The sequence below is a fragment of the Shewanella psychropiezotolerans genome (assembly GCF_007197555.1).
Classification (GTDB): domain Bacteria; phylum Pseudomonadota; class Gammaproteobacteria; order Enterobacterales; family Shewanellaceae; genus Shewanella; species Shewanella psychropiezotolerans.
This window is the reverse complement of record NZ_CP041614.1, coordinates 5,411,887-5,434,557: the sequence shown is the minus strand read 5'-3', so window position 1 is coordinate 5,434,557 and position 22,671 is coordinate 5,411,887. Positions and strand designations below refer to the sequence as shown.

Below are 22,671 nucleotides of genomic sequence, written 5' to 3'. Positions count from 1 at the left end.
CGTTTTGCGCTGCACATTGCGGAGGATTCGCAGATTAGAAAAACGTGAATAATATTAAGCTGTTGAAATTACATCACTTAATACTTGGTATGTTCTATGCAGAACTTAAGCAGTTAAATAACAACATTTAATTGGAGTTGGCTATGAAACCTTTGTTCTGTCATTTTGGCAGAGGGTGGGTTCCCTCAGATGTGCAAACTGTCATGAGTTTGTTAGGTCAATTGATTACCCAAGTTCGTAGAGGAGTGTTAGCTCCGTGCTTTCAAACTTTAAATGGTATTGGACTCTTCAATTGTGCGGTGATCTTACTAGCCTGCTCGTTAGTGAGCCAGCCTGCTAATGCTGAGCTGACAATACAATCTCAATTTAGTAGAGAGCTGATCATCATGGACCTGTCGGTGCATGACCCCAAAATGCTGGTGGAAGCGCTCAATACCAAGTTTAAACAACATGCCGGGCATGCCAATAACACTAAAATATTTTTCCTAAAACCTTATAAGGAGCCCCTGTTACAGATAAAAAACATCATACAGACGACAACCAATATTGCACATATCTCCATCATATCCCATGCATCCAATGGGGCTCTATTTCTGTCTGAAAGGTGGGTCGATAAGCAATATATTTCGGCTCGAAAAACCTTGATGCTGGAGATCGGCGACTTGCTACAACCAGGCACAGTTCTTAACTTATATGGTTGTAACCAAGGTTCTGAACGGCTTAGCAGAAGTTTTGTCGATACCTTAGCTAAATTAACTTCCTTAGATGTTGCCACTTCCATAGATATAACGGGTGAGCTGAGTGAGGGGCGTAATTGGGAGCTGGAGTATCGAGTGGGGGATATGGAACTTGCATCTAAAGTTAATGCTGGGGCGTCGAAAGCAATCCATCAGCCATAGTCAGATATAGTTTCTCTTGATGAGCCATTTTGAGTATGAATATTGAGTTAATGCTGCGGCGAGAAGCGTATCCGACTTCTTGCTCTTGCCTTTACTTGGTCTTAGGGTCGAGCATAAGCCGCGACAAGATTTTGCCTTTGTTATTTAATTCCCAAATAAGATGTTGAAAAACTTAGCTCATGAAATGAGCTGGCTCGTCTATTGCTTGGTATTTATTACTGCATATGATTTTTGAGGTGCATTATGAAATCGGCAATTTTGAGAGTTAATAGTAATTATAAGGTGGCTCGTGGCCTAGCTGTATTGAGCCTGATCAGTACCGGTGAGAAACTCAACTCTCGCGGTTTTTCTCAAAGAAAAAACACTCAGAATAAGAGAAGAAAGCCTAGAGTCAGACTTCCTTATGCCTGGTTTGGGATCCTGTGTTGTCTTTTCATCGTACAGGCGAGTGCCGCCGTAGAATCTGATTATCCTACTTTAGGAAACAATTTCTTTGATGCTTATGACTATCAATATATGGCGGAGCCAAATCGTTCAGACAAAACATTAGGAAAGAACAAAGAGAGTAAATCGAGGCTTAATCTCAACTTCAATTCCAGTGAGAATTTGTTAGTGGTGGAGTACCACTTCAGTCCGCAGTGGCAAGTGTCTTTCGAATCACTACGGATCGGTGGGAGTATGTTTTTCGCCGATAGCTTATATCAACCTACTTGGCGTTATCTGGATTCTGATCGCTATAGTGATCCGGTTAGTTCTTATGCTAGCAGTTCGTATAGCAATGGCTTATATGAAGGTTGGGGAGCGAGTGTGGTTCGTACTTTTAAGTTAACTGGTAGGCTCTCCAGTCAGATCTATTTTGGTGCCTATCATTGGCAGGAAGAGAGGCTCAATTTTTCAGGAGCAGATAAAGATGCTTCAAGGGGCATATCTCCCTACGGAGGGGGTGGGATCAAGTATCGTTTATCAGATGAAGTGAGCATTATGCTGGATTGGAATCACTTTGAGATACAGGGAGAGAATCATGATCAGCTAGGACTCAAGTTTCAATATCGGTTTTAAAATAGCGATCATCATCGCAGTGATACAAGTTGTATCTCTTAAGTGTTTTACTGTTCAACATGTTAAATAGTATTGTTGTGCTTGTACTATGATTGTCTTGGCGGTAATTATGACCATAACCAGTGTTGGAGCCCCTGTTAACGGGCTAAGTAACAATTCAGTGAACTCACCACCAAGCAACCAAGGGGGAGTTACAGCCGCTACTCAAGTAACTGAATTTTCACAAGTGCATCTATCATCTGAAGCTAGGCAGCTGAGTGCTCAGTCTACTCAAGCCAGTCAATCTATGAATGCAGATGTAGCCTCTTTGAACTCGAACCCACCTCCAGAAAAAGAGGACTCATCTTGGTTTGAGGATGCGCTAGACTCAATCTTGCCCGATGACTCAGTAACCAAAGAAGATGATTGTACCTGCACTGTGGGCAAATACTTAAAAGCAGCGGCATCCATAGGCAGTGTTATTGCCCTTTTCATCTGATATTTACGCTAATCATTTTCAAATACCTCTGCTAGAAAACTCAACATAGAACGCACTTTAGGTGTGATGCTCTTATGACTTGGATAGAGCGCATAAACTTTTGAAGGGGCACATTGCCAATCTGATAATAGCTGTATGAGTTTTCCTTCGTTAATCGCATCATCACACAGGTAAGCGGGTAGCAAAGTCACCCCGCAACCGGATATACAGAGGTGACTAAGAGAGAGAAAATCGTTTACTTCTACTTTAGGCTTTATCTGCACTTGCTCTATGACCTCGGCTTGACGTAACTGCCACTGATATTTTGGCATACTACTGGTCATAAACAGACTTGGTAGTTGTGCTAACTCACTAGGATGTGCGGGCAATATATGTCTATCTATGAGTGATGGACTTGCGCATAGTTTCCTATCTAATTGACCTAAGTATTTAGCAATAAGGCTAGAGTCCTCTAACTCTCCTATTCTAATCGCCAGATCGAATCCTTCCTCAACGAGATCGATACGCCTATTTGTCAGTTCGAGACTCACGTTCACATCTGGATACAGCTCAGTATACTCATCTAGATACTTACTGATTATCTGCTGTCCAATGGTGACAGAGGCGCAGATTTTTAGTTGGCCTCTCGGGCTTTCAACTAAATGGTCGACGCATAACTCCGCCGACTCCACTTCTTCCTGAATACGTTGGCAGTGTTGTAGGTATATTTGGCCTACTTCGGTAAGGTGAATACTGCGAGTCGTGCGTTCGATCAGCCGTACGCCCAGATGTGTTTCTAATCGGGTGAGCTTGCGACTGATGTTAGATTTTGGCAGATTCAGCACCTCGGCGGCCTTGGTAAAGCTACCCGCTTTGATCACCTCGGAAAATACCAACATATCATTGATGTTTTGCACTGCTATCACTCTCCTTTGTAAGTCAAATTCAATTGTAACCTTAAATGGAACAGTTGTTTCTATTTTGTCATGTTTATCCCATTTATTTAGATGGCTATGATTAATACATCGCCAGCCACTTAGGGCTGTATTGACAAGGTTAAGGAGTCACAAATGGAAGTTTTAACAAAATCAGAGCTACGAGAAGGTGGTTTTGCCGGATTAAAAGAACATCAGTTTGTGATGGGCAAGAAAGCCTTCGGTTCAAATCGTAATCCACAGACATGGGACGGCTTAGGAAATTTCGTTTATTTAGCCGACGCTAGGTTTATGCCCAAAGGCGAGACCTTGATGCATGGTCATAGAGAGGTGGACGTGATCTCTGTGATGGTAAAGGGCCGCATCAATCATGAAGGCTCGCTAGAACACGGCCAGATGATGAATGCTAAGCAAGCTCAAGTGCAGAGGGCTGGCGGGGAAGGTTTTTCACATAATGAGGTCAATCCAGATAGTGAAGAGAACCAGATGATCCAGCTTTGGGTTCTTCCAGAGCGTAGCGGAGAAAAAGCCGGCTACAAGTTATATAGCCCAAAAACCGGAGAGCTAACGCGGATCTACGGAGGTGAGGTTGGGCAAGATAAAACCTTCGATAGCCGTACACAGATAAGCGTCGCCAATCTGCAAGAGGGTCATCGCTTTGAACAGAATACAGCAAGTTTAGTGTATGTCAGTGAAGGTAAGGTTGAGATTGATGGATCGCTTATTGAGGCCGGCACGCTGGTGCGCAGCGATGCTTTTAAGCTGGTGGCGTTAACCAGTGCTCAAGTCATAGTGATCGATAAAGTCTAGCCAATAAGAGCCGAGCTAATATTCGGCTCAGAAACATATTCAAATGAATAAATAGCATCTATTTATAATATTTCAGATGAAAGGAAAATAAAAATGAGTAAGTTTTCAGAAGTTCTAACACCGGATAATGCCGTACTTGCCATGATAGATCATCAGACCGGCTTATTGGTTAGCTGCGCCGATGAACATCCACTTGTGGTTAAAAATAACATCCAAGGCTTGTGTAATATGGCCAAAACCTTAGGCTTACCTTCGGTGGTGACTGCGAGTCTAGCCGACGGGCCTAATGGTCCTATTATGCCAGAAATCACCGAGATCTTAGGTGATAAGGTGATCAATCGTGAGGGAGAGATTAACGCCTGGCACAGCTCAGCGTTTAAATCTGCTATCGAAGCCACGGATCGTAAGAAGATCATCATGGCGGGGATTGTGACCGATGTCTGCCTGATGTTTCCAGCCTTGAGTGCAGTTGAGGAAGGCTATGATGTCTATGCGGTTATCGATGCATCGGCTACCTGGAATAAGACGGTGCAGCAAGCTTCTATTCATAGATTGACACAGGCGGGCGTAAAAGTGACAACCTGGGCATCGGTTTTAGCGGAGATAATGTCTGATTGGCGCAGTGACAAAGGCATGGAGCTGGGGCAGGTATTAGCAGACCATACGACCTCATATAATTATGTGATGAATAGTTACTTTGCAAGAAGCTAGTCTTAGCTTAAGTCACTCAATATGTCCTGAGCCCTTGCATAAATCTGTAGGGCTCTAGTTTTATGGGTCATTTTTTCCTTATAACGACTCTAATTAATCCACTGGGTTCGATGCAAGATCTGATGGATAAGATCAATGACAATGTGACCGAGACTGTCAGCATTACAAATATGGCGACTAATATCACTAACTGATACTTAATTGCCACCATAGGATCGCTGCCACCTAAAATTTGACCTGTCATCATGCCTGGCAGCGTGACTAAGCCCGTGGTGGTCATAGAGGCGAGGATAGGAGCTAATGACTGCTTCAATGCCGACTGCATAAAGGGAAAGGCGGCCTGATAGGGGGTAACCCCCAATGCCAGCGCTCCTTCATATTGATCTTTTTGCTCCTCGAAGGCGGAAAACAGTCTCTGTAATGCGACAATATTACCACTCAAGCAATTTCCCAGTAACATGCCAGCCATAGGGATCATATATTGGGCGTTATATAGGGGTGTTGGCTTTAATAGCGCAAGCAGTAAAATAGCGATTAAAGGCGTTACTCCTACTATTAGTCCGGTAATGACGGGGAGATAGAGGCGTCGCTTAGGCAGCTTGGCACTACCGATTATGGCGCTGGCACCGATAAGTAACATTAAGCTAAGCCAAATTAAGTTGAGCGATAAACTGTTAAGTTCAAACAGGAACTGCAGATAAAGTCCGACTAGGAACAGCTGAATCGTCATGCGTAAAACGGCTGAGGTTATTTCCTTTGCGAGCGCTAACTTTAGATATCGATTGATGAAGAAGGGAATGAGCAAGATCAGCATAAACAGGGCGAGTTGAACCCAGGAGATATCAATAGTCGACTGCATATGTAAAGTTAGGCGCTTATTGGTGGTTAAGAAGATCAATATCTTCTATGTTGACCTCCCTAGCAAGGTGTTTCTTAGATTAGATCAGTTTATCTGGCGATATATTTTGACGCTATCATCCCCTTAAATCATAGTTAACTGACAATGGTCTCCCATCCCGTTAGAATATGCCTCAAATTATTCATCACCAGAGCCAACTCCATGCATGTACACATCTTAGGCATCTGCGGCACCTTCATGGGTGGCCTTGCACTCCTTGCCAGAGCCGAAGGTCACAGGGTGACCGGTAGCGATGCCAATGTTTATCCGCCCATGAGCACTCAGCTCGAAGAGCAAGGCATCGAACTCATTCAAGGTTTCGATCCTAGTCAACTTGGTAGTAACGAAGATGATGCTCCGGACTTGGTGGTGATAGGCAACGCCATGAGCCGTGGGAACCCCTGCGTGGAGGCTGTGCTTAATCGCGGAATCCCTTATACCTCAGGGCCACAATTTCTGGCCGAACATGTTCTTAAGGAACGTTGGGTGCTGGCGATATCGGGGACTCATGGCAAGACCTCTACTTCGAGTATGTTGGCATGGATCTTAGAAGATTGTGGTTATGAGCCAGGTTTCCTGATTGGAGGCGTACCGCAAAATTTCGGCGTGTCTGCGCGTCTGGGTGGTTCACCGTTTTTCGTGGTGGAAGCCGACGAGTATGACAGTGCCTTTTTCGATAAACGCTCCAAGTTCGTCCATTATCTGCCGCGCACTTTAGTGATCAATAATCTCGAGTTTGATCACGCCGATATTTTTGATGACTTAAAAGCCATTCAGCGTCAGTTTCATCATGTGATACGCACCGTACCTGGAGAGGGCAAGATCATCTGGCCTAAAGACAGCGAGGCGGTGCAGCAAGTGATCGACATGGGCTGTTGGAGTGAGCAAGAGGTTTATACTAGGAACTGCTCGGATGTTATAGCGGATAATAAAGGCTCGTCTGCTGCGGACAACCAAGGAATTTGGTCTAGTAAGCTTATTGCCGCTGACGGCCACAAGTTCGAGCTGTTCTTCGATGGCGAGTCTCAAGGCATCTTAGATTGGAGCTTGATCGGTCAGCACAATGTGGAGAATGCTACTATGGCTATCGCTGCGGCTCGACATGTGGGCGTTAAGCCTGAATCAGCTATCCAAGCCTTGACTCAATTCGAGCCCCCTAAACGTCGCATGGAGCTTATTGGTGAAGTTAATGGCGTTGAGGTTTATGATGATTTTGCTCATCATCCTACCGCTATCGCTACCACGTTGCAGGGCTGCCGTGCCAAGGTGGGAGAGGCCAAGATAACCATTATCCTGGAGCCACGCTCCAACACCATGAAGAGCGGCGTTCACAAGGATACCTTGGCAGGCTCCATGTCTCTTGCCGACCAGGCTTATCTCTACCAGGCCGACAGCATCGATTGGGATATCGAAGCTGCGATGGAAAAAGCCGAGCTACCCGTATCTGTGCTATATGACATAGATGAGATAGTGGATACTGTCGCTAGCAAGGCGAAAAGTGGCGACACCATCATTATCATGAGCAATGGCGGTTTCGGTGGCTTGCATAAGAAGCTGCTAGAGAAGTTGAAAGGTTAGCACTAAGTCCTAGAACCTAGGCTCTAGTTCCTAGGAACTTAAAGAGAGAAATATGAGTTACCCAAAAAAACAAAAGTCGATCAGTTTGGCCTGGACGGGGGCCTCGGGGGCACCTTATGGGCTCAAGTTACTCGAGTGCTTGTTAGTTGCCGATTATCAGGTTTTCTTGATGATCTCCAGCGCCGCGCGTGTGGTGCTGGCCACCGAGGAAGCTGTTCAGTTGAGTGCCAATGGCAAAAAATCCGAGCAACAGTTACTCGACTTGTTTGCCGAGAGGGCTGAGTCTTCGCTTAAAGGTTCGCTACATGTGCTGGGTAAGGATGAGTGGTTCTCACCGCCTGCATCGGGCTCGGCAGCGCCGAAACAGATGGTGATCTGCCCCTGCAGTACAGGCACTCTAGCGGCAGTAGCCACAGGAATGAGCAACAGTTTGCTCGAACGCGCCGCCGATGTAGTCATTAAAGAACGTGGTCAGCTTATCTTAGTACCCAGGGAAACTCCCTTTAGTTCCATACATTTAGAGCATATGTTGTCCCTGTCTAAGCTTGGGGTGACCATAATGCCGGCGGCACCCGGATTTTATCATGATCCCAAATCGGTGCAAGATCTGGTAAACTTCATGGTCGCCCGAATTCTTGACCATCTGGGCGTCGAGCATGATTTAACAAATCGTTGGGGTTATGATAAAAATAACGCCGAAGATAGTGATAAATAAGACACTTTATAGAGTCAGTTGAAAGCAAAGTTGAGAGAGTTATGAAACACACGATTGAAGAGATGATTTCCGCCGAGGAGATTGATCTAATACTGAATCAGTTAGCCGAGAAGATTAATACTCATTATGCTGACAGCGAGCGCCTGTTGATGGTGGGCCTGCTGAAAGGTTCTGTGGTCTTTATGGCTGATCTATGTCGTCTCATCAAGGGCCATGTGGAGATCGATTTTATGTCGGTTTCTAGTTATGGCAATGCCATGACCAGCACACGTGAAGTGAAGATCCTCAAGGATGTGCAGTCTGACATCAAGGGGCGTGATGTGCTGATCGTAGAAGATCTTATCGATTCGGGTCATACACTCAATAAGATCCGTGAAATGTTATTACTGCGTGAGCCAAAGAGCCTGGCGCTCTGTACTTTGCTCGATAAGCCCGAGGGGCGCGAGGTCGATGTACCGATAGACTTTATCGGTCTTACCATTCCTAATGAGTTCATTGTTGGCTATGGTATCGATTATGCGGAGCAGTACCGTAACTTGCCCTACATAGCTAAAGTGATCCCTTCAGAATAAGTACTCCAATCGGTTATCGAAGAGAGTTTTATTTGAAAAACCCGCACTTTGCGGGTTTTTTTTTGTACAAATGTCCCAATATAAGTTCATTCAGTCTCTGAGTATCGATGCAGCTATAATGACTAGCTTCATTTACTGATAACAATAAGTTATTCAATGGGACACATTCAGATTTTTTGCCAGTGACATACTGGAATTAGGATATACATGGTGAATACAAAGAAGTCCCCGGTTTACGCCCTCGAAATCAAAGATCTAAAGAAAACCTATAAAGGTGGTGTCGAGGCAGTAAAAGGGATCAGTTTAACGGTGGAGAAGGGAGATTTCTTCGCGCTGCTTGGCCCCAATGGGGCAGGCAAGTCCACCACCATAGGTGTGATTAGCTCACTGGTACAGAAGTCTTCGGGTAAGGTATCTGTGTTTGAACACGATATCGACAAGGAGCTGGAACTGGCCAAGTTGCGTATTGGCCTGGTACCCCAGGAATTCAACTTTAACCAGTTTGAAAAAGTGCTACAGATTGTGGTCAATCAGGCTGGCTATTATGGGGTGAAGAAAGATGTCGCCTTGGAGCGCGCCGAGAAGTACCTGACTCAGCTGGATCTTTGGGAGAAGCGTGATAGCCCGGCTAGAGCCTTGTCTGGTGGCATGAAGCGCCGATTGATGATAGCACGTGCCTTGATGCATGAACCTCAACTGTTGATCTTAGATGAACCGACTGCGGGGTGGATATTGAGTTGAGACGCTCCATGTGGACCTTCCTCACCGAGCTTAATGAGCAAGGTGTAACCATTATCTTGACCACTCATTACCTCGAAGAGGCCGAAATGTTGTGCCGTAATATCGGTATCATAGATAAGGGGATCTTGGTCGAATGCACCAGCATGAAATCTTTGCTGAGCCGATTAAATATGGAGACCTTCGTGTTGGATCTTGGGACAGACTTGAGTGTCGAGCCGAGTCTCGATGGTATCAAGTGCCGCCTGAGTGACAGCCATACTTTGGAAGTGGACGTGGCCAAGGAGCAGAGCCTCAATGCTGTGTTTTCCCAGCTCACTAAGCTGGGAATAGAGGTGTTGTCTATGCGTAACAAGGCTAACCGATTGGAGGAGCTGTTTGTGGAGCTGGTGGAGAAGGGATCCATTGAACCACAGAGGAGCTGTGAGCAGCAGGCGAGTAATGGAGCCTCAGCCAATAAAGAAGCTTCAGCCAGCAAAGGAACGTCATCATGAACATGAAAGCCCTGTATGCTACGGCATTTAAGAGTATTTTGACCAAAGAGATCAATCGTTTTACTCGTATCTGGGTACAAACCTTAGTACCGCCAGCGATCAGTATGACCTTGTACTTCCTCATCTTCGGTAACTTGGTGGGTAAGCGGATAGGAGAGATGGGCGGCGTTACTTATATGGAGTTTATCGCTCCTGGTCTGATTATGATGTCGGTGATCACCGCCTCATATTCCAACGTGGCTTCGTCATTTTTCAGCGCTAAGTTTCAGCGAAACCTGGAGGAGCTGATCGTGGCACCCGTGCCGCACTACGTGATGATTGCCGGTTATGTGGGGGGCGGCGTAGTCCGCGGTCTGTGCGTGGGCACCATCGTGACCTTAGTGGCCATGTTCTTCGTCGATATTAGCCTGCATCATGTGGGTTTAGTGGTATTGACTGTGTTGCTGACTTCTATTCTGTTCTCCCTGGGTGGTCTTATCAATGCCATATTCGCTAACAGCTACGATGATATCAGCATAGTGCCTACTTTCGTGCTGACGCCATTGACCTATCTCGGTGGCGTGTTCTATTCACTGTCGTTGTTACCCGATTTTTGGCAAGGGGTGTCTAAGCTGAATCCTGTGGTGTACATGATCAATGTATTTCGTTACGGTTTCTTGGGGTATGCGGACATGAGCGTGCCTTTCTCCATCGCTGTGATGGTGGGTTTCTGTGTTGGCTTATGGACCTTAGCTTATTATCTAATAAGCCGTGGAATAGGCTTACGTAGTTAAAGTCAGTGAGTCATAAGGTATGAGATCCTAGGTTTAAGCCTCTAGGATCTCGTTTCCTAGCGCCTAACTTCCTGTTACCTACTAGCCTTCTTCTAGCTTTCTTCTAAAAACTTCATCATATCGAATACCTGTTTGACCGTGTTTGCGCCTAGCTTAGCGGTACAACAGTGGCCTAAGGTGCTAGCGTGCAATCTGACACGGGTTAATACTTGCTTCTGTTCAAGTGACTCGGTGGCGACTAACCAGTTTAGATGTTTGTTCGGCTTCCCATTGTCTATGTGTTTTAATTTGAGACGATAGGTTATCCCCGATGAGTCGAACAACTGGCTCATTTCGTCAATGTGCCCTTGGGCTTCTATCTCCCAGTCTTGTTCATTATCAAGATAAATTAATTCATCATGATCGGCATGGATTAATATTGCGGGCCACAGGATCTTGCTATGAATTGCTGAGGTAAGCTGAGTCGTATCTTTCATTTTATCAATATCACTTATCTTGCGGCATTAGTGTTTGCTATGAATTGCTGAGGTAATCTGGGCGGTATCTTTCATTCTATCAATCTCACTTATCTTCTGGTGTCGGCTCGGCCTCTATCTGCATTTTTTGGGTTTTGAGAAGGTTTATAGTGGCTTGATTATTGTCGATAAGGTCATCGAAATAAGTATTCAGCTCTTCGATCTCGGTAAGGTATTCAGAGTCACTCTTATTTTTCTTTTCCCAATAGCGCTTACGTTCAATTTTTTGCAACTCGCTGGATTTGAGGATATCAAAATAACTGAGTTCCTGATTTAATCGGTATAGTTCGCCATTGAGTAGCTGCAGTAATTTTTCCTTTGAGATTGTTTGCTTACTCAGTAGTGCCGTTTGCATAGGGTCGAGTTTTTTCTCACGTTTATCTGAATCTGTTTCTGTGGTGATCCCAAGTTCATACTCTATCTTATGCTGACTAAACTCTTTCGGGCATATCGTCTGGCTAAAGACGACTTTATTGTCTTTGACACATTTATAAATACTATTGGCCTGAGCCGAGTTAACCAGAGTACCTGATAATAGACAAGCCGCCAAAAGGTAACCGAATCTAAATTGATAGGGGGGAATTGAGTTCTTTTAGTTTGGATCTCTCTCGCCATTGGGCTTAACTTCCTTTGTTATACCATTCCATATAAGTATCTGGTCAGTTCAGATACTTACTCGGAATGGTATTACCTGTCATTCCATGTCCCGATAAATAATGTATGGGCCAAGGTTTAGCCGACTGTTTATTGGGTAATTTCCCAAACATCCTTTAGTCGTGATCATCTTATGTCGCTATTCTAACATTTTTATTTTTATTTTTATTTCTATTGATAATATGAGTAATACTATGGCGTAAGTTTTTCGATAAAACCAGTTTTTACACTTTCAACTTGCCCGGGAAAGCTTGTGTCCATGTGTGAAGCTTGGGTTGATTTTAAGATAAATATTTCAGACTGATCAGAAGGGCTTGAGTATAGATATTGAGAAAGGGAATTAAAGGGCACCCATAGGTGCCCTGAATTGATTCTAATGGGGGAAGTTCTCTTGTGAGACTTGTGTGGGGCTAGCGCTCGAAGCAGAGGTTATCGATCAAGCGGGTTGCGCCCATATAGGCTGCGGCGACAATCACTAAAGCTTCTTGTTCATCCCTGGCTGGCGAGAGATCGGTGGAACTGCGAACCTCTAGATAGTCAGGCTTGAAACCTGCCTCTATGAGCTTAGCTTGGGCCTTGTCAATAACGCCTATAATAGCCTGACCAGATTGAATCTCTTCAGACATGGTATCCAACACCTGTTTTAGTGTCGCGGCCTGCACTTTCTGTGGCTGACTCAGGTAACCATTTCGAGAACTCATGGCCAGACCCGACTCTTCACGTATAGTTTCTACTCCTATTATTTCGATAGGCATAGAGAGATCTTCGACCATGGTCTTGATCACTAAAAGTTGTTGGAAGTCTTTTTTACCAAATAGGGCAACATCGGGTTGGACGATATTAAATAGCTTGCACACTATGGTAGCGACGCCACGAAAATGACCTGGACGGCTTGCTCCACACAGTTCATCACCGATCTTGGGGACTTCGACATAAGTCTGTTGTTCCATGCCCTTGGGATAGATAATTTTTGGAGTAGGAGTAAACAGTAGTTCAGCCCCGGCATCTGCCAGCGCCAGTTGATCGGCGGCTAACGTTCTGGGGTAAGCGTCGAGATCTTCATTCTGGCCAAACTGCATAGGGTTGACGAAAATAGAGGCGACTACATGGTCGGCTCGTTTTACCGCTTCTTTGATAAGAGTGATATGGCCTAAGTGCAAGTTACCCATAGTGGGGACGAAGGCGACGGTTTCGCCCTTGGCGTGCCAGGCACGAACTTGCTCACGTATCTGTGTAATCTCTTGGGTGGTGATCATCTTGATTGGGCCTATCACTGCTCTAAGTTAAGGGCTGCCTTATGGCAATCCTTAGCAATTTTCTTATTTTTAGTTATCAGTATCGCCGGCTAAAACCTGTGTCAGGCCGGCAACGTTTATTCATCGTTCTAGCTAAAGGGACAAGATTATTGTCTAGCTAAATGTATGGTCACTGCCCGGGAATATTCCTTTCTCGACTTCATCGATATAAGCGCGAATGGCCTCACGAATTTCACCGGTCTGCTTCAGGTAATTCTTAGAGAAGCGAGGAATATAGCCACTGGAGATCCCGAGTACGTCATGCATGACCAAGATTTGTCCATCTGTGCCAGCGCCTGCACCTATGCCTATCACAGGGATCGTCAGGGCTTCACTGATGGCCTTTGCTAATGGCGCCGGAATACACTCGACGACCAAAAGCTGAGCGCCGGCGGCTTCTATCGCTTTGGCTTCATCTAAGATGCGCTGAGCATTGTCCGCATCACGCCCCTGGATCTTAAAGCCACCGAATACATGTACCGACTGAGGGGTAAGACCCAGGTGAGCACATACTGGAATGCCACGTTCGGTGAGCTTAGTCACAGTCTCTAACAGCCAGTGGCCGCCTTCAACCTTGACCATGTTGGCACCAGCTTGCATCAGAATAGCAGCATTGGCCATTGCCTGCTCAGGGGTGGCATAGCTCATAAAGGGCATGTCGGCGATAAGTAGAGCACGCTTTACTCCGCGACGAACGCAGCGAGTGTGATAGGCGATATCTTCGACCGAGACCGGCAGAGTATCATCATGTCCTTGAAGCACCATACCCATAGAGTCGCCTACGAGTAATACATCAACTCCTTCACTGTCGAAGGCGCTGGCAAAACTTGCATCATAGGCCGTGAGTGAAGTGAACTTTTTACCTTCCTGCTTAAACTTGAGCAGGGTAGAGCTAGTTATCTTAGACATAGTGACTTTCTTAAATCTGATTAAAAAACGGTTATGAATCCTTGATAGAGAGCTGTTATAAGCTAACTCCCATCAGAGTTCAATACTATCTGACTATTTGTTCTAATTCTGCTGCCAAATCTACATCGATAAGACTATTGAGTGCTGTGCCACATGGCAGTGTCAGCTCAGGTGCTATTTCGGCAAGGGGAATAAGCACGAAGCTGCGTTGTTTCATACCATAGTGGGGAACAGTGAGTCTGGGAGTATCTATGGTCTGATTATCATAGAGTAAGAGATCGAGATCTAAGGTGCGCGGCCCCCAACGTTCTAATCTTACCCGGCCCTGTTCATTCTCTATCTGCTGTAATACATCTAATAGCTCGATGGGATCTAGGCTAGTATGGAAGCAGGCAACGGCATTAACATAATCAGGCTGCACTACATCGCCCATGGGAGCCGAGCGATAGTAAGAGGATATTGTGAGTGCGGGCTTAATATTCGAGTCAGCCAGCTCGAGCAGTGCCTTACAGGCGCTGTCGAGCTGAGATTCGGGCTCTGTCAGGTTTGCCCCGAGAGCAAGATAAACCTTGGCCATTAGCCGACTGGCTTATCCGTTGATGGGGACGCAGCTTGATTGCCTGAATTAGCGCTTTTGTTGTTTTCCGATGGCTTCTCGGTCGGTTGGCTACTTGACTGCTCGCCTGAATTAGGTGATGTCCTCTTGGCCGATGGTTTACGACGACGGCGCTGATTCGAGTTACGATTACGGCTGCCCTTGTTAACTGAGCGAGCGATGACGCTACGTTGCTCTTCGCCGCCTTCGACAAAGCTCTTCCACCAAGCGGCAGATTTAGCCACAGCGCCACCTTCTGCGCTTGCTCTAAGCAATAGCAGGTCATAGGCTGCGCGGAATTTAGGATGTTCGATAAACTTGAAGGCGCGTGTCCCTTGATTACGATCGAATCTTAGCTGCAGCTGCCAGATATCTTTCGCTGGCGTACTAAAGCGGCGTGGAATACTGATGGTACTGCACTGTTGCTCCATCACGTCGCCCATGGCGGCATAATAGGCATCATAGAGACTTAAACCACCCTCTAAAGCGATATCATCGGCGCGTTGGCTCAGAGGGTACCAGAGAATCGCGGCGTAGAAGAACGCAGGTGTGACAGTTTTTTCGGCTTTTACCCGAGAATCTGTGCTCTCCATTATGCTCTGCATCATCTTAGACGCCGGGCCTTCAGGCTCATCGACAAGCAGACTATTGACCAGAGGGAATAGCGGTTCAAACAGGCCAAAGTCACGCATCATGTTGAAGTTGTTCTGTGCTTGGCCATTGAAGAAGAGTTTAAGGATCTCTTCATACATGCGGGCCGCAGGAATATCTTTCAGCAGAGGTGCCAATTCATAGATAGGTGAAGCTGTGTCTTTCTCTATGGTCATACCAAGCTTAGTGGCGAAGCGCACGGCTCTGAGCATACGCACAGGGTCTTCACGGTAGCGGGTATTGGGATCGCCTATCATTCTGATTGTACGAGACTGAAGATCCTGAAGGCCACCGCCATAGCTGTGAATGGAGAAGTCACTGATGTCGTAATAGAGGGCATTGACGGTGAAGTCACGGCGTTCGGCATCTTCATCTATGGTGCCGTAGACGTTATCACGCAGCAGTCGACCTTCGGCATTGGTCTTGGAGATCTTCTCACCCGAGTCTACGTGATGGCCACGTAGAGTGGCGACTTCGATCACATCACGGCCGAAGACGATATGGGCCAGACGAAAACGTCGGCCAATGAGTCGACAATTACGGAACAGACCTTTGATCTCTTCCGGGGTGGCATTGGTGACCACATCAAAATCTTTAGGTTGAAACCCCAGGAGAATATCGCGCACGCCGCCACCGACCAGATACGCCTTAAAGCCAGACTTATGTAAGCGATAGAGTACCTTTATGGCATTTTCGCTCATTTGTCTCCGAGAAATATCGTGATCTTGTCTCGGGACAACCTCCAGACTTAAGCCTGAATTTATCGTTTCTTCAGTCGTCTGTTGGTTATCAAATAACTGTTTACAGAATTTGCTAATACGGCGAAAAATGGGACACCTCGGAATTGCATCAGTGCTGTGCAAAAGTACTATGGGTTACAACAAGGCGGCTATGATACCCCAAATGTAACCTAATGAGTATATTCTTACGCTTGGATGATTTCTGTTTGATTGGGGACTAAGGAAAGATCGAATTGTGCGACGGCTTGAGTGACCATCTTTTCCATTTGCTGCTCAGGTGTTATCTGGACTTGGCCTAAAAAAGCTAAAGCTGAATTGAAGCTTGCCTGGGGCTGTGCCTTATCTATGGCGGCGGCATGGTTCTGTTTCGAGAGTTTCATGCCAGGCTCTGTGCAGATCAGAGGTAAGTGGAGCCATGTTGGCGGCGTTTGCTCAAACATCTGAAACAGACTTATCTGCCTGCAAGTGGGGATGAGCAAGTCACTGCCTCTTGTCACCTCGGTAATGTTCTGCAAGCCATCGTCCATCACTACTGCCAACTGATAGGCATATAAACCGTCGCTGCGCTTGATGATGAAGTCTTCGGTGGCAAAGTCTTTATCTACCTTAATCTCTCCCATCTGTAGATCGTTAAATCTGTCAATGCCAGCACGATTGCGGATGCGAATGGCGCCGCTGTGGTATGGCTGAGTGAGCCGGCCACAACGTCCATCATAAGTACCGCCCATGGCTTTGATCTGTTTACGGCTGCATTGACAGAAATACGCCTTGTCCTGTGCAATTAATTTGTCTATCTGGCTCTGATAAGCATCGAGACGGTCACTTTGATATAAGACGTCGCCATCCCAATGCAGTCCATAAGCCTCTAAGGTACGTAAGATATCATCTGTCGCTCCCGCGATTTCTCGCGGAGGATCGATATCTTCGACGCGAACCAGCCATTGGCCGTGTTGTGAGCGGGCACGCAAGTAACTGCCCAGAGCGGCAACGAGGGAACCAAGATGTAAGGGGCCTGAAGGAGAGGGGGCAAATCGGCCAATATATTGCTGGTGACTCAAATTATTTCACCTAAGACAAGATTAACCCAGGGCTGAATTTTTAGCGGGGAAGGAATTAGAGCGGGGCTAGGCCCCGCTTTATTTACTCTTGCCTATTCTTACTTAAATATTTAAGCAAGAAAACAAGATAAGTCAGATTAACCTGCCATCTGCTTTTCTTTAATCTCGGCAAGTGTCTTACAGTCGATACATTGATCGGCTGTTGGACGGGCTTCTAAACGACGAATGCCGATTTCGATGCCACAAGAATCACAGAAACCGAAGTCATCTTCTTCTATCTTCTGAAGTGTCTTCTCGATCTTCTTGATCAATTTACGTTCTCTATCACGAGCTCTAAGTTCGAGACTGAACTCCTCTTCCTGTGCTGCACGATCTACAGGGTCTGGAAAGTTAGCTGCTTCGTCTTGCATGTGGCTTAGAGTACGGTCGACCTCTTCACGCAATTGATTACGCCAAGCATCCAGAATCTTTCTGAAGTGGCCCAACTGATCTGCGTTCATGTACTCCTCACCAGGTTTTTCCTGATAAGGTTCTACACCTGCGATAGCGAGCACGCCGAGTTTTTTAGTGCCTTCTGGCATAACGCATCTCCTGTTAATCATTTGCGTTGTAGGGCGCTTGTATTTTAAGGCCGATATCTATATCAGAAACTGATAGAGCAAGCAAACTTTTTGTGTTGCGATAATGATATTCCTTGACTATGTTCCCTATTCTTAATTAATTCAACTTTTACCGCCTATTTAGAGTTTGACAGGACAGGATTTAATCAAGGATGAGCAATTTGGCGACATTTCAGCACAATATGCCAATACTTCGACGCCGGATTGATGTGCCTTGGTGAGGAGTCGGGCATATTCCGGGTCGATATGAGCGGCCGCTTGTACCGAGTCGATTCCTGTGTGCTGCACCACAAAAAGCAGCACGCCTCTATGGCCTAAAGTGACCATCTCCATTAACTCGCGAAGATGCTTCTGTCCGCGGGTGGTGACAGCGTCGGGAAAGTAGCCTTGGCCCTCTTCTAATAAGGTGCAACTTTTTACCTCTATATAACAGTCTTGCTTAGGACTCGTTGTCGATTCGTCCCGCAATAAAATATCGATACGGCTATTTTCACTGCCGTATTTTACTTCACGCTTAAGATAACTATACCCCTGAAGCTCTGTGATGACACCGGTTCTAATGGCATCCTCTGCCAGCTGGTTGGCTCTGCCGGTATTGATGCCGATAAGGTGGCCTTGGTCGGACTCGGCCAGCTCCCAGGTTCGTGAGTATTTACGTTTAGGGTTATCCGAGATGGAAAACCAGACTCTTTTCCCCTCAAACAAGCAGTTTCTCATGGAGCCGGTATTAGGGCAGTGTATGGTGACCTGGCTGCCATCTTCGAGTTCGATATCAGTAAGGAAGCGCTTGTATCTTTTTATTAATTTCCCCTGTTGGAAAGAGGGACTGAATTCCATGACTTGAGATCCGCTATTATTGGAATAATGGCACAAGGTTATCAGCTTTTAACTGTCGGTATCTGACTCTATGAAGTAAACTGCGTGCAAAACGAAATAAGCAATAGTTCAGGAAGGAACACCCATGACAGATTTAATGAAAGTTACCCTTACCAAAGATGCACCGGCCGCTCATTGGGGCAAGGCTGATGTTACTTTTAGTAATGATCTGGCGACGATCCATCTTCAAGGTGACGATGAGTTGCGTCAGATCCAACAAGCGGCACGTAAACTTCGTAGCCAAGGTTTATCGACCATAGCCCTTGAAGGTGAATTGTGGAATGTGGACTCTCAGTGGGCCTTCTCCCTGGGTTTCACCACGGCTAAATCTGAACCTGAGATTCGTTGGACTGGTGATGATTCGGCTCAAATTGAACTCCAAAACCGCCTCGAGAGTGCTGGTTTTGCGCGTCATTTGATCAATGAAACCCCTGAAAATTTAGCGCCTGTTAAGTTAGCTATTCTGGCGGCCCATTGGTTATCTGAGATCGGCGGCGATAAGGTGACTTACCGTATCATCGAAGGCCAAGAGCTTTTAGAGCAGAAATGGGTAGGTATTCATGCTGTGGGTCGTGGCAGTGAACGTCCACCTGCCATGCTTGAACTCGATTACAACCCGCTAGGAGAAGATGCGCCTGTATCTGTGGCCTTAGTGGGTAAAGGCATTACATTCGACTCTGGCGGTTACAGCATCAAGGCCTCGGAAGGCATGCTGGGAATGAAGTGTGATATGGGCGGCGCATCTACCGTAACAGCGGCGCTCGGTCTTGCCATGAAGCAAGGCTTGAACAAGCGTGTAAAACTCTTCCTTTGCTGCGCCGAGAATCTGATCAGTGGCCATGCCTATAAGCTTGGTGATATCTTGACCTATAAGAATGGTGTTACGGTCGAAGTGGTCAATACCGATGCCGAAGGTCGCTTGGTGTTGGCCGATGGCTTACAAGCGGCATCAGCCACAGGTGCTGAGTTGATCATAGATGCAGCGACCTTAACAGGCGCGGCAGTTATGGCGGTCGGGACGAATTACAATGCTATCTTCTCTCCGTCGAGTGACGTACTCGCTATGGCACAAGCAAAAGCTGCCGAAGTGGGTGAGCGAGTTTGGCCTCTGCCGTTAGATCCTTGGCATCGTGAGATGTGTCCATCAGCCTATGCCGATACGGCGAACAGTCGCCCAATGAAAGGTGGTGGCGCCGGCGGTGCATCCAACGCTGCAGGCTTCCTTTGGCATTTTGTGTCACCGGATGTGAAATGGCTGCATATGGATCTGGCTTCTGCTTTTGCCGACTCTCCAAATGCTCTTTGGGCCGCAGGTGGTACCACACACGGTATGCTAACCATAGCGGGCTTGCTTCAGGACTAATCTTAAGCCTGATGCAGTAAAGCTTCTGAAGCCAGAGTTATAGTGACTCTGGCTTTTTTATGGGCTTTGACTGTCTAGCTGTAACCTTGTTCTTTACGTATTACCCTTACCTGATAATATCTTCCCCAAGCGATGCTATTGCTCCACCAGGTCGTTTGTTGCATTATTGTTACTCTTAAGCGCTACTCTGTAAGTGTCTAAGTTTGCGAGAACTCGGCAGAAGCTAGACAAGCTTGCCCATGATTGGCCCAGAGTGTCGATAATTTTATTTTCTATCGTTGTGAGTTTCGTCGTTTTATATGCTCTGCTTTCTACGCATTCCTTCGATCGATACTTAACTGCGAGTCATGAAGGGCATAGTGTTATCGATGAAAAGACAATTGTTTACAGTGAGGCTGCCGATGCCATTGGGCGGGTATTATGGATAGATGACCATCCGGAGAATAACTCGAGGGAGAGGGAGTATCTTAGGAGGGAAAACATAGGGGTATACAGCACTACTTCATCCCGGGAAGCCCTGCTACTTATCTCCTTATATCAATACGATGTGATTATCTCAGACATGGGCCGCGAAGAGGATGCCATCGCCGGTTTGAAATTACTCGAGAAGATGCGTAACCAAGGTACCGTGATCCCTTTTTATATCTATACCCTGAATGCGACAGATGAGTTGATCGCTAAAGTTACCTCCAGCGGCGGTCAGGGAGTCGCAGTAGATTCAAGGGACCTTTTTCGACAAGTCATGACTCATTTCGATACAGAATTATAGATCTTAGAGCTAAATGAGAGTCCTTGCCAAAAGGACTAACCTGCAACTGATAATCATTAACTGTATCTATTTATTATCTTTTTATGCCTATTAAACCCCTTAAATCTCTATTGTTGGCCAATTCAAAGGTTTTCACATCTTTTCAAATAATATCGGTCTGTTTTAAGTTTCGACTGTGATATTAATCTTAGCTCTACTGATTTTAAGCTCAGGGTAGAGCGTGAACATGGTGATTACTTTCTAATCGGAAATAGGATCTAGCTAAGGCCTGTTAGCTAGTGATTTTATAAAGTAGCTTTAACAATTAAAACTAAAATTTGTCAGCAACTACATTCTTCAATTGCTTCCTTGGAAAGGGGGCATTTTTTTATCTACGTTTTTAAAAATTCTTCTTATTTTACCTGATATAAGTCTATCACCTCTGCTATCTAGGCATGCTTCCTCACCTCGATTCAACTGTCATTCAGCCAGGTAAAGTTAGACTCTCGGCTGCTAAATTATTTTGTGCTTACTTATCTCAACGAGATGGGTTTATCCGTCCTCAGTGTTATTCCTCTTAGTGAAGATTATTGAGTGTTGACTCCAGAGTTCAGCTGAGAGAATGAATGAAAATACATGATACAAGTTTAGAATTTGAATCCCTGCCTAGTTTGATGGTCTTGCTCGATTCCGTCGCGTTTATGTGGTTTATCGCCTTAGTGACGCTATCGGTATTCTCTTGGGTTGCCCTAAAGCTATGGCACCTGCATTCATTGCCAAAATACATGGCGAAAGAGAAGGGAATGCATCAAGCAAAACTGATTTTTTGGTTATGTATGTTAGGTCTAATTTGGAAACCCTTGTGGGTCATCGCTGTAATTGCGATTGTGACGGATTGGGATAAGGCACAGTTATGGTTTAAGGGGACACGTTCATGAAAGAGATAATGCTTCCCTATATATTTATTGTTTGGTTATTGTTTAAGTTTAAAGTCATTAATCCCAGACCCAGAAATTACTTTATCAGCGTGTTGATTGGTTGTCTGCTTGCCTTTAGCCTGTTTATGGCGCATCGATTCTATTCCCCTGCCGATCTGACTAACTCGACGACAGTTAGAGCCCCTCACTCGGTGCTATCACCGGCTTTAGGCCAGCAGATTGATAAGATCTATGTCGATCATAACCAGCACGTAAACGAGGGAGAACTGCTTTATACCTTGAGGGACGATACCGTTGTTAGCGCCATTGATGAGGTGATGGCGAAGAAGATGGAAATTCAACGCACGGTGGAAGCAAAACAGGTGGAGTTTACTCAGGCCAATCGTGATTATGTTCGAAATCAAAGGATCCAGGCTCATGTGAGTGAGCGTGATCTGGAAAATTCCGGGGATCGAGTCGAGATTGTTCAGGCCGAGCTCAAGGTTCTTGAGGCACAACTGGATGTTCAGCAGGCTAAGATCCGCAGCCTAAATTATGAACTCAGCCAACTCAATGTGACCGCCCCCTTCGACGGTATGGTGACCCATGTCTACATTGCCGGTGGCTCACGTGTCGGCGCCATGCATTTTTGGCAGACAGATAAGAAGTTTGTCGAGATGCGGATCCCGGATCAGTCCTTTGCCTATATCAATAAGGGGCAATTTGCCGAGTTTTATATCGATGCTTACCCGGGGCAGATATTCAGGGCGAGAGTACACAGTAAAGTAGAGGCAACCGGAGAGGCACAGGGGATATATTTCCAAGAGAACAGTCCGTTGGCAGGCATATTTCCCTGGGTTCTATGCCGATCGGGCGTACGGTTATCTTAGAAGTCGATGAAGCGACTATGGCCATGTTGCCCATAGGTGCGACGGGATCGGCATGGATCAGCGCCGACAAGCCTCATAGCATACTCGGTTTCTTAGACATCATAGGGGCGGCGACGGTACGTTTAGTGGCGACTAAGTCTTATTTGAATGCAATTTAGTTCAGCTTTTGTTGTGATGTTTTAGAGGTTGAAAGCTTAGCGT

At 46.0% G+C, this 22,671-nt stretch carries 25 protein-coding genes and 1 pseudogene; 15 read left to right on the top strand and 11 right to left on the bottom strand.

Annotated elements, in window-relative coordinates:
- Positions 1-143 precede the first annotated feature (143 nt).
- From FM037_RS23815 to FM037_RS23805, 3 genes are all read left to right on the top strand, one after another.
- The gene (locus FM037_RS23815; protein WP_144048053.1) at positions 144-899 is read left to right on the top strand and encodes a DUF4347 domain-containing protein; all 756 of its coding nucleotides are present in this window, start codon (positions 144-146) and stop codon (positions 897-899) included.
- A 243-nt stretch (positions 900-1,142) separates the two neighbouring features.
- A complete protein-coding gene (locus FM037_RS23810) occupies positions 1,143-1,958 on the top strand; it encodes a porin family protein (protein ID WP_144048052.1) in 816 nt (271 codons plus the stop codon).
- Positions 1,959-2,067: 109 nt separating this feature from the next.
- Positions 2,068-2,436: a hypothetical protein gene (locus FM037_RS23805; protein ID WP_144048051.1), complete on the top strand. Its 369-nt coding sequence runs from the start codon at positions 2,068-2,070 to the stop codon at positions 2,434-2,436.
- A gap of 8 nt (positions 2,437-2,444) precedes the next feature.
- Here the strand turns inward: FM037_RS23805 and FM037_RS23800 are convergent, their stop codons facing one another.
- Positions 2,445-3,332 (bottom strand): LysR family transcriptional regulator, encoded by an 888-nt coding sequence (locus FM037_RS23800; protein WP_144048050.1) that lies wholly within the window; start codon positions 3,330-3,332, stop codon positions 2,445-2,447.
- A 153-nt stretch (positions 3,333-3,485) separates the two neighbouring features.
- Here FM037_RS23800 and FM037_RS23795 point away from each other — a divergent pair, with 153 nt between their 5' ends.
- Complete coding sequence (locus tag FM037_RS23795; RefSeq protein WP_144048049.1) at positions 3,486-4,160, top strand: pirin family protein; 675 nt, start codon at positions 3,486-3,488, stop codon at positions 4,158-4,160.
- Positions 4,161-4,253: 93 nt separating this feature from the next.
- Entirely contained in the window at positions 4,254-4,871 is a 618-nt protein-coding gene (locus FM037_RS23790) for an isochorismatase family protein (protein WP_144048048.1), read from the top strand.
- 67 nt (positions 4,872-4,938) lie between these two features.
- Here the strand turns inward: FM037_RS23790 and FM037_RS23785 are convergent, their stop codons facing one another.
- Complete coding sequence (locus FM037_RS23785; protein ID WP_144048047.1) at positions 4,939-5,730, bottom strand: ABC transporter permease; 792 nt, start codon at positions 5,728-5,730, stop codon at positions 4,939-4,941.
- Between the two features lie 201 nt (positions 5,731-5,931).
- Here FM037_RS23785 and mpl point away from each other — a divergent pair, with 201 nt between their 5' ends.
- The 5 genes and pseudogenes from mpl (at position 5,932) to FM037_RS23760 (ending at position 10,639) form a co-directional block, all read left to right on the top strand.
- Positions 5,932-7,347 (top strand): UDP-N-acetylmuramate:L-alanyl-gamma-D-glutamyl-meso-diaminopimelate ligase, encoded by a 1,416-nt coding sequence (gene mpl, locus FM037_RS23780; RefSeq protein ID WP_144048046.1) that lies wholly within the window; start codon positions 5,932-5,934, stop codon positions 7,345-7,347.
- Between the two features lie 52 nt (positions 7,348-7,399).
- Complete coding sequence (locus FM037_RS23775) at positions 7,400-8,062, top strand: flavin prenyltransferase UbiX (protein WP_144048045.1); 663 nt, start codon at positions 7,400-7,402, stop codon at positions 8,060-8,062.
- A 41-nt stretch (positions 8,063-8,103) separates the two neighbouring features.
- Positions 8,104-8,634 carry a hypoxanthine phosphoribosyltransferase gene (gene hpt, locus FM037_RS23770; protein WP_144048044.1) on the top strand — a complete coding sequence of 177 codons (531 nt, stop codon included), beginning with the start codon at positions 8,104-8,106 and terminating at the stop codon, positions 8,632-8,634.
- Between the two features lie 207 nt (positions 8,635-8,841).
- A pseudogene (locus FM037_RS23765) lies at positions 8,842-9,866 on the top strand (ABC transporter ATP-binding protein).
- Between the two features lie 2 nt (positions 9,867-9,868).
- Positions 9,869-10,639: an ABC transporter permease gene (locus FM037_RS23760; protein WP_144049105.1), complete on the top strand. Its 771-nt coding sequence runs from the start codon at positions 9,869-9,871 to the stop codon at positions 10,637-10,639.
- A 92-nt stretch (positions 10,640-10,731) separates the two neighbouring features.
- Here FM037_RS23760 and FM037_RS23755 read toward each other — a convergent pair whose 3' ends face one another.
- The 9 genes from FM037_RS23755 to sfsA form a co-directional block, all read right to left on the bottom strand.
- A complete protein-coding gene (locus FM037_RS23755) occupies positions 10,732-11,115 on the bottom strand; it encodes a DUF4144 family protein (RefSeq protein WP_144048043.1) in 384 nt (127 codons plus the stop codon).
- 85 nt (positions 11,116-11,200) lie between these two features.
- Entirely contained in the window at positions 11,201-11,704 is a 504-nt protein-coding gene (locus tag FM037_RS23750; RefSeq protein ID WP_185976893.1) for a DUF4124 domain-containing protein, read from the bottom strand.
- A 514-nt stretch (positions 11,705-12,218) separates the two neighbouring features.
- Complete coding sequence (panC, locus tag FM037_RS23745) at positions 12,219-13,064, bottom strand: pantoate--beta-alanine ligase (protein WP_144048042.1); 846 nt, start codon at positions 13,062-13,064, stop codon at positions 12,219-12,221.
- 153 nt (positions 13,065-13,217) lie between these two features.
- The gene (panB, locus tag FM037_RS23740; protein ID WP_144048041.1) at positions 13,218-14,012 is read right to left on the bottom strand and encodes a 3-methyl-2-oxobutanoate hydroxymethyltransferase; all 795 of its coding nucleotides are present in this window, start codon (positions 14,010-14,012) and stop codon (positions 13,218-13,220) included.
- 85 nt (positions 14,013-14,097) lie between these two features.
- On the bottom strand, positions 14,098-14,589 hold the full coding sequence (gene folK / locus FM037_RS23735) for a 2-amino-4-hydroxy-6-hydroxymethyldihydropteridine diphosphokinase (RefSeq protein WP_144048040.1): 492 nt from the start codon (positions 14,587-14,589) through the stop codon (positions 14,098-14,100).
- Entirely contained in the window at positions 14,589-15,959 is a 1,371-nt protein-coding gene (locus FM037_RS23730; RefSeq protein WP_144048039.1) for a polynucleotide adenylyltransferase PcnB, read from the bottom strand. The genes folK and FM037_RS23730 overlap by 1 nt, the downstream gene beginning before the upstream one ends.
- Before the next feature lie 224 nt (positions 15,960-16,183).
- The gene (gluQRS, locus tag FM037_RS23725; protein WP_144048038.1) at positions 16,184-17,056 is read right to left on the bottom strand and encodes a tRNA glutamyl-Q(34) synthetase GluQRS; all 873 of its coding nucleotides are present in this window, start codon (positions 17,054-17,056) and stop codon (positions 16,184-16,186) included.
- Between the two features lie 137 nt (positions 17,057-17,193).
- Entirely contained in the window at positions 17,194-17,637 is a 444-nt protein-coding gene (gene dksA / locus FM037_RS23720) for an RNA polymerase-binding protein DksA (RefSeq protein WP_144048037.1), read from the bottom strand.
- 159 nt (positions 17,638-17,796) lie between these two features.
- Positions 17,797-18,513 (bottom strand): DNA/RNA nuclease SfsA, encoded by a 717-nt coding sequence (gene sfsA, locus FM037_RS23715; protein ID WP_144048036.1) that lies wholly within the window; start codon positions 18,511-18,513, stop codon positions 17,797-17,799.
- Positions 18,514-18,637: 124 nt separating this feature from the next.
- Here sfsA and pepB point away from each other — a divergent pair, with 124 nt between their 5' ends.
- From pepB to FM037_RS29795, 5 genes are all read left to right on the top strand, one after another.
- Positions 18,638-19,915, top strand: a complete 1,278-nt coding sequence (pepB, locus tag FM037_RS23710; protein ID WP_144048035.1) for an aminopeptidase PepB — start codon at positions 18,638-18,640, stop codon at positions 19,913-19,915.
- Between the two features lie 193 nt (positions 19,916-20,108).
- Entirely contained in the window at positions 20,109-20,684 is a 576-nt protein-coding gene (locus tag FM037_RS23705) for a response regulator (protein ID WP_144048034.1), read from the top strand.
- 605 nt (positions 20,685-21,289) lie between these two features.
- A complete protein-coding gene (locus FM037_RS23700) occupies positions 21,290-21,601 on the top strand; it encodes an Mg2+ and Co2+ transporter (RefSeq protein ID WP_144048033.1) in 312 nt (103 codons plus the stop codon).
- The gene (locus tag FM037_RS23695) at positions 21,598-22,470 is read left to right on the top strand and encodes an HlyD family secretion protein (protein WP_229381000.1); all 873 of its coding nucleotides are present in this window, start codon (positions 21,598-21,600) and stop codon (positions 22,468-22,470) included. The genes FM037_RS23700 and FM037_RS23695 overlap by 4 nt, the downstream gene beginning before the upstream one ends.
- The gene (locus tag FM037_RS29795; RefSeq protein ID WP_229380999.1) at positions 22,443-22,628 is read left to right on the top strand and encodes a hypothetical protein; all 186 of its coding nucleotides are present in this window, start codon (positions 22,443-22,445) and stop codon (positions 22,626-22,628) included. The genes FM037_RS23695 and FM037_RS29795 overlap by 28 nt, the downstream gene beginning before the upstream one ends.
- The last annotated feature ends 43 nt before the right edge of the window (positions 22,629-22,671 follow it).